Raw genomic sequence first — 7,987 nt, forward strand, 5'->3', positions numbered from 1 at the left:
CCGTCGCTCCAGGCGTGCCGGTGCTGGGCGGAGATGGGCGCGGCCAGGCCCCGGCGCAGGTTCTCCAGGGTCCCGCGCTCACTGAACCCGGCGCCCTTGAACGGCCCCTCGTCGCGGTCGGCGATCCACTCGTGCCAGGCCGCCTCCACGTCCGCCGCCGTGAGGGCGAAACCGTGCCGCGCCAGCAGCAGGCCGCAGAAGACGGCGTACTCGGTGTCGTCGGTGCCCGCCGGCTCGTCCTGGACGTACCCGGTGATGCGGCCCCAGCGGGCGCGGATCTCCGAGGGCCGCATGTTCTCCGCGGGCGCGCCCAGCGCGTCCCCGACCGCCAGGCCCAGGAGCGCTCCGCGCGCCCGGGCGCGCAGGTCCGGTGTGCCGACGGCCGCCATGCGCGCCTCCTAGACGGGAGGGATGTCCCTTGTGCCCTTGTGAGGATCTGTGCCACGCCGCCGCCCCGGCCGACCCTCGGACACGCCGACGTCACCCGGACGACATGTGTGCGCATCCTTCTTCGAATGAGCGAATGCGGCGAAACCCGCAGGTGAGGGCAGCCTTCCCTTGCTGGCGGGGTAGGCGTGAGAGGCGTAAGTTGGGGAACATCAAAAAATAGACCCAGTCCAAACTGGCGCGGTCGACGATGTCCGCGCACCCGGTACGACCCCGAGTGGGAGACATGGCCGTTCTCGAGATACAGGCGCCGCTGCACGAGGCGCACCGTGACAACCACACCCACCGCGACGTCAACGGCGGCTGGCTGCGCCCCGCGGTCTTCGGCGCGATGGACGGCCTGGTGTCGAACCTGGCGCTGATGACGGGCGTGGCGGGCGGCGCCGCCTCCAGCAGCGCGGTGGTGATCGCCGGACTCGCCGGCCTCGCGGCCGGGGCCTGCTCGATGGCGGCCGGCGAGTACACCTCCGTCGCCTCGCAGCGCGAACTCGTCGAGGCCGAACTGGACGTCGAGCGCCGCCAGCTGGCCCGTCACCCGCAGGCCGAGGAGGCGGAGCTCGCCGCCCTCTACCAGGCGCGCGGCGTGGACGCCGCCACCGCCCGCGAGGTCGCCCGCCAGCTCTCCAAGGACCCGGAGCAGGCGCTGGAGATCCACGCCCGTGAGGAGCTGGGTATCGACACGGGCGACCTGCCCTCCCCGAAGGTCGCCGCGGTCTCCTCCTTCACCTCCTTCGCGCTCGGCGCCATGCTGCCCGTGCTGCCCTACCTGCTCGGCGCCACCGCCCTGTGGCCCGCGGTGCTGCTCGCCCTGGCCGGCCTCTTCCTGTGCGGCGCGGTGGTCGCCAAGGTGACCGCCCGCAGCTGGTGGTACAGCGGCCTGCGCCAGCTCGCCCTCGGCGGCGCCGCCGCAGGCGTCACCTACCTGCTGGGCAGCCTGATCGGCACCGCCGTCGGCTGACCCGCCCCCCCGGGCCTCCGTGCGACGGCCGCCACCGCGGACCCGGTGGCGGCCGTCGCACGTGCACCCTCCCGGGTGACACGCACGAGTCCTGTGCAGGTCAATGGCGTTACGGCGATGTGACATTCGTCCCCGCGACGCATCCGGAACACGGCCGTATCATGAAGGCCGCTCACCTGTGTGAGCGGCCGCACATCACGTGGCCGTCCCTGGTTTCGCATACGAGGCCACGGGGCATGAGCCGGAACGCGCCGGGCAAGGACGCCCGCGGCGCGCCTCTGTAGAACACGGGCGACGAAGCCTGTACCCAGGAAAACGTCAGGACATTCCCTGGCATGTCCTGCGCATGCCCGCCGGCACCCCGGCGGAGGACCGGCCGCGCCCCCCGCGTCCACATGGTGGAACGGAGTATCCGATTCCTGGTCTCCGTCTCACTATGTAACGCACGAGTATCTTCGCCCCACCTCAGCAGAGGGCCAACGTCGTCCCTCGGCAACCGTGCCCCCAGAGCCCCAGCGCCTGGGAGGACATTTCCGCCACATGACGACGACGGGAGAGCCGATGCGTACGCCGCGCCAGCCGTCCCAGCACTCCACGAACGGCCGTAACTGGTCGTACATGGATGCTCGCCCTGCTGCCCAGGGCCTCTACGACCCGCGCGACGAGCACGACGCCTGCGGCGTCGGATTCGTAGCCACCCTCACCGGCGAGGCGACCCACACGCTGGTCGACCAGGCCCTGACCGTGCTCCGCAACCTCGAGCACCGCGGCGCCACCGGCTCCGAGCCCGACTCCGGCGACGGCGCCGGCATCCTCTCCCAGGTCCCCGACGCCTTCCTCCGCGAGGTCGCCGGCTTCACGCTCCCCGAGGCCGGCCACTACGCCGTCGGCATCGCCTTCCTCCCGCAGGACGGCACGGACGAGGCCGCCGCCCGGATCGACGCCGTCGCGGCCGAGGAGAACCTCACGGTCCTCGGCTGGCGCGAGGTCCCGGTCGCCCCCGACCTGCTCGGCGCGACCGCCCGCTCCACCATGCCGGCGTTCCGCCAGATCTTCGTGACCGACGGAAGCTCCTCCGGCATCGAGCTGGACCGCAAGGCGTTCGTGCTGCGCAAGCGCGCCGAACGCGAGCTGGGCGTCTACTTCCCGTCGCTGTCGGCCCGCACCATCGTCTACAAGGGCATGCTGACCACCGGCCAGCTCGAGCCCTTCTTCCCGGACCTCTCCGACCGCCGCTTCGCCTCGGCGATCGCCCTGGTCCACTCCCGGTTCTCCACCAACACGTTCCCGAGCTGGCCGCTCGCGCACCCCTACCGGTTCATCGCCCACAACGGCGAGATCAACACCGTCAAGGGCAACCGGAACTGGATGAAGGCCCGCGAGTCCCAGCTCGTCTCCGAGCTCTTCGGGGAGGAGGAGCTGGAGCGGATCTTCCCGGTCTGCACCCCGGACGCCTCCGACTCCGCCTCCTTCGACGAGGTCCTGGAACTCCTGCACCTCGGCGGCCGCTCGCTGCCGCACAGCGTGCTGATGATGATCCCGGAGGCGTGGGAGAACCACCCCACCATGGACCCGGCCCGCCGCGCGTTCTACCAGTACCACGCGGCCATGATGGAGCCCTGGGACGGCCCGGCCTGCGTCACCTTCACCGACGGCACCCAGGTCGGCGCGGTCCTCGACCGCAACGGCCTGCGCCCCGGCCGCTACTGGATCACCGACGACGGCCTCGTCGTCCTCGGCTCCGAGGTCGGCGTCCTCGACATCGCCCCCGAGAAGGTCGTCCGCAAGGGCCGCCTCCAGCCGGGCCGCATGTTCCTCGTCGACACGGCCGAGGGCCGCATCATCGAGGACGACGAGATCAAGCACGCCCTCGCCACCGAGCACCCCTACCAGCAGTGGCTCGAGGACGCCGAGATCGAGCTCGAGGACCTCCCCGAGCGCGAGCACATCGTGCACACGCACGCCTCGGTCACCCGCCGCCAGCAGACCTTCGGCTACACCGAGGAAGAGCTGCGCGTCATCCTCGCCCCCATGGCGAAGTCCGGCGCCGAGCCCATCGGCTCCATGGGCACCGACACGCCCATCGCCGCCCTCTCCCAGCGCCCCCGCCTGCTGTTCGACTACTTCACGCAGCTGTTCGCGCAGGTCACCAACCCGCCGCTGGACGCCATCCGCGAGGAGCTCGTCACCTCGCTGCGCTCCCCGCTCGGCCCGCAGGGCAACCTGCTGGAGCCCACCGCGGAGTCCTGCCGCAGCGTCGTCCTGCCCTTCCCGGTCATCGACAACGACGAGCTGGCCAAGCTCATCCACATCAACGCCGACGGCGACATGCCCGGCATGAAGGCGGCCACCCTCTCCGGTCTCTACCGGGTCTCCGGCGGCGGCGAGGCGCTCACCGCCCGCCTCGACGAGATCTGCGCCGAGGCCGACGCCGCCATCGCCGGCGGCGCCCGCCTGATCGTCCTCTCCGACCGGCACTCCGACGCCGAGCACGCGCCGATCCCGTCGCTGCTGCTCACCGCGGCCGTCCACCACCACCTCATCCGCACCAAGCAGCGCACCCAGGTGGGCCTGCTGGTCGAGGCCGGCGACGTCCGCGAGGTCCACCACGTCGCCCTGCTCATCGGCTACGGCGCCGCCGCGGTCAACCCGTACCTGGCGATGGAGTCCGTCGAGGACCTGGTCCGCGCGGGCACGTTCCTGCCCGGCATCGAGGCCGAGCAGGCCATCCGCAACCTGATCTACGCCCTCGGCAAGGGCGTCCTGAAGGTCATGTCGAAGATGGGCATCTCCACCGTCGCCTCCTACCGCGGCGCCCAGGTCTTCGAAGCGGTCGGCCTCGACGAGGAGTTCGTCCACCGCTTCTTCGACGGCACCGCCACCAAGATCGGCGGCGTCGGCATCGACGTCGTCGCCCAGGAGGTCGCCGCCCGCCACGCCAAGGCCTACCCGGTCACCGGCATCGCGCCCGCCCACCGCGCGCTCGAGATCGGCGGCGAGTACCAGTGGCGGCGCGAGGGCGAGCCCCACCTGTTCGACCCGGAGACCGTCTTCCGTCTCCAGCACTCCACGAAGACCGGCCGCTACGACGTCTTCAAGAAGTACACCGACCGGGTGAACGAGCAGTCCGAGCGCCTGATGACGCTCCGCGGCCTGTTCGGCTTCACCTCCGACCGCCCCTCGATCCCCGTCGAGGAGGTCGAGCCGGTCTCCGAGATCGTCAAGCGCTTCTCCACCGGCGCCATGTCGTACGGCTCCATCTCCAAGGAGGCGCACGAGACCCTCGCCATCGCCATGAACCAGCTGGGCGCCAAGTCCAACACCGGTGAGGGCGGCGAGGACCCGGACCGCCTGTACGACCCGGCGCGCCGCTCGGCGATCAAGCAGGTCGCCTCCGGCCGCTTCGGCGTCACCAGCGAGTACCTGGTCAACGCCGACGACATCCAGATCAAGATGGCCCAGGGCGCCAAGCCCGGCGAGGGCGGCCAGCTGCCCGGCCACAAGGTCTACCCGTGGGTCGCGAAGACCCGGCACTCGACGCCGGGCGTGGGGCTCATCTCCCCGCCGCCGCACCACGACATCTACTCCATCGAGGACCTCGCCCAGCTCATCCACGACCTGAAGAACGCCAACCCCAAGGCCCGCATCCACGTGAAGCTGGTCTCCGAGGTCGGCGTCGGCACGGTCGCGGCGGGCGTCTCCAAGGCCCACGCGGACGTCGTGCTGATCTCCGGCCACGACGGCGGCACCGGCGCCTCCCCGCTGACCTCGCTGAAGCACGCGGGCGGCCCCTGGGAGCTCGGCCTCGCCGAGACCCAGCAGACCCTGCTGCTCAACGGCCTGCGCGACCGCATCGTCGTGCAGACCGACGGCCAGCTGAAGACCGGCCGCGACGTGATCATCGCCGCGCTGCTCGGCGCCGAGGAGTTCGGCTTCGCCACCGCGCCGCTGGTCGTCTCCGGCTGCGTCATGATGCGCGTCTGCCACCTCGACACCTGTCCGGTCGGCATCGCCACCCAGAACCCGGTCCTGCGCGAGCGGTTCACCGGCAAGGCCGAGCACATCGTCAACTTCTTCACCTTCATCGCCGAAGAGGTCCGCGAACTCCTCGCCGAGCTGGGCTTCCGCTCCATCGCCGAGGCCGTCGGCCACGCCGAGGTCCTCGACGTCACCCGCGCCGTCGACCACTGGAAGGCCCAGGGCCTCGACCTCGCGCCCCTCCTCCACGTGCCCGCGCTGCCCGAGGGCGCCGCGCGCCACCAGGTGATCGCCCAGGACCACGGCCTGGAGAAGGCGCTCGACAACGAGCTGATCAAGCTCGCCGCCGACGCCCTGGCCGTCAACGACGCCGGCGACGTCCGGCCGGTGCGCGCCCAGGTCCCGGTCCGCAACATCAACCGGACCGTCGGCACCATGCTCGGCCACGAGGTGACCAAGAAGTTCGGTGGCGCGGGCCTGCCCGACGACACCATCGACATCACCTTCACCGGCTCGGCCGGCCAGTCCTTCGGCGCCTTCGTCCCGCGCGGCATCACACTGCGCCTGGAGGGCGACGCCAACGACTACGTCGGCAAGGGCCTCTCCGGCGGCCGCCTGGTCGTCCGCCCGGACCGCGGCGCCAGCCACCTCGCGGAGAACTCCGTCATCGCCGGCAACACCGTCGCCTACGGCGCCACCAGCGGTGAGCTGTTCCTGCGCGGCGCGACCGGCGAGCGGTTCTGCGTCCGCAACTCCGGCGCCCTGATCGTCTCCGAGGGCGTGGGCGACCACGGCTGCGAGTACATGACCGGCGGCCAGGCCGTCGTCCTCGGCCCGACCGGACGCAACTTCGCGGCCGGCATGTCCGGCGGCACCGCCTACGTCCTGGACCTGAACCCCGGGTACGTCAACGCCGGCAACCACGACGCCGTCGAGACCCTCGACGACACCGACCGCGCCTGGCTGCACGACGTGGTGCGCCGCCACCAGGAGGAGACCGGCTCGACCGTCGCCGAGAAGCTCCTGGCCGACTGGGACGACGCCGTCCAGCGGTTCAGCAAGATCATCCCCAGCACGTACAAGGCAGTGCTCGCCGCCAAGGACGCCGCCGAGCTCGCCGGACTCGACGAGTCCGCGATCACCGAGAAGATGATGGAGGCGGCGACCAATGGCTGATCCCAAGGGCTTTCTCAACCACGGCCGTGAAGTCGCCCGGTCCCGGCCGGTCGAGGAGCGGCTGAAGGACTGGAACGAGGTCTACGTCCCCGGCTCCCTGCTGCCGATCGTCAGTCAGCAGGCCAGCCGCTGCATGGACTGCGGCATCCCGTTCTGCCACAACGGCTGCCCGCTCGGGAACCTGATCCCCGAGTGGAACGACTACGCCTACCGCGAGGACTGGCAGAACGCCTCCGAGCGGCTGCACGCCACCAACAACTTCCCGGAGTTCACCGGGCGGCTGTGCCCGGCGCCCTGCGAGTCGGCGTGCGTCCTCGGCATCAGCCAGCCGGCGGTCACCATCAAGAACGTCGAGGTCTCGATCATCGACAAGGCCTGGGACAGCGGCGACGTCCGCCCCCAGGCGCCGGAGCGCCTGTCCGGCAAGACCGTCGCCGTGATCGGCTCCGGCCCGGCCGGCCTGGCCGCCGCCCAGCAGCTCACCCGCGCCGGCCACACCGTCGCCGTCTACGAGCGCGCGGACCGCATCGGAGGCCTCCTCCGCTACGGCATCCCCGAGTTCAAGATGGAGAAGCGGCACATCAACCGCCGCATCGAGCAGATGCGCGCGGAGGGCACCAAGTTCCGCACCGGTGTGGAGATCGGCCGCGACGTCGAGGCCGAGTCGCTGCGCAAGCGCTACGACGCCGTCGTGCTCGCCGTCGGCGCCACCACGGCGCGCGACCTGCCGGTGCCCGGGCGCGAGCTCAAGGGCATCTACCAGGCGATGGAGTACCTGCCGCTGGCCAACAAGGTGCAGGAGGGCGACTACGTCACCACGCCCGTCTCCGCCGAGGGCAAGCACGTCGTCGTCATCGGCGGCGGCGACACCGGCGCCGACTGCGTCGGCACGGCCCACCGCCAGGGCGCGGCCTCCGTCACCCAGCTGGAGATCATGCCCCGCCCGAACGACGACCGGGACCCGGTCGGCCAGCCCTGGCCGACCTTCCCGATGCTCTACAAGGTGACCTCCGCGCACGAGGAGGGCGGCGAGCGGGTCTACTCCGTCTCCACCACCCACTTCGAGGGCGACGAGGACGGCAACGTCCAGTGGCTGCACCTCACCGAGGTCGCCTTCGTCGACGGCAAGCTCACCCCGAAGCCGGGCACCGAGCGGAAGATCCCCGCCCAGCTGGTCACCCTGGCCATGGGCTTCACCGGGACCGACCGCGAGAACGGCCTGGTCGACCAGCTCGGCCTGGAGCTCGACGCGCGGGGCAACATCGCCCGCGACAAGAACTTCCAGACCAACGTCCCCGGCGTCTTCGTCGCCGGTGACGCGGGCCGCGGCCAGTCGCTCATCGTGTGGGCCATCGCCGAGGGCCGCAGCGCCGCCCGCGGCGTCGACCGGCACCTCACCGGCACCAGCGCCCTCCCGGCGCCGATCCT

Annotated in this window: 4 protein-coding genes; 3 read left to right on the forward strand and 1 reads right to left on the reverse strand. The window is 71.4% G+C overall.

Annotated features, from left to right (window positions below):
• Nucleotides 1-389, reverse strand: a 389-nt coding sequence (locus HW445_RS12075) for an ADP-ribosylglycohydrolase family protein (RefSeq protein ID WP_180221021.1), incomplete at its 3' end; no start/stop codon positions are given.
• Nucleotides 390-673: 284 nt separating this feature from the next.
• Here HW445_RS12075 and HW445_RS12080 point away from each other — a divergent pair.
• The 3 genes from HW445_RS12080 to HW445_RS12090 form a co-directional block, all read left to right on the forward strand.
• Nucleotides 674-1,405 (forward strand): VIT1/CCC1 transporter family protein, encoded by a 732-nt coding sequence (locus HW445_RS12080; protein ID WP_180221022.1) that lies wholly within the window; start codon nt 674-676, stop codon nt 1,403-1,405.
• A 561-nt stretch (nt 1,406-1,966) separates the two neighbouring features.
• The gene (gltB, locus tag HW445_RS12085) at nt 1,967-6,559 is read left to right on the forward strand and encodes a glutamate synthase large subunit (protein ID WP_180221024.1); all 4,593 of its coding nucleotides are present in this window, start codon (nt 1,967-1,969) and stop codon (nt 6,557-6,559) included.
• Nucleotides 6,552-7,987: glutamate synthase subunit beta (locus HW445_RS12090; protein ID WP_180221023.1), on the forward strand; the 1,436-nt coding region annotated here is incomplete at its 3' end. The genes gltB and HW445_RS12090, both read left to right, overlap by 8 nt.

It is taken from the genome of Streptomyces sp. UH6 (genome assembly GCF_013421635.1).
GTDB lineage: Bacteria > Actinomycetota > Actinomycetes > Streptomycetales > Streptomycetaceae > Streptomyces > Streptomyces abyssomicinicus.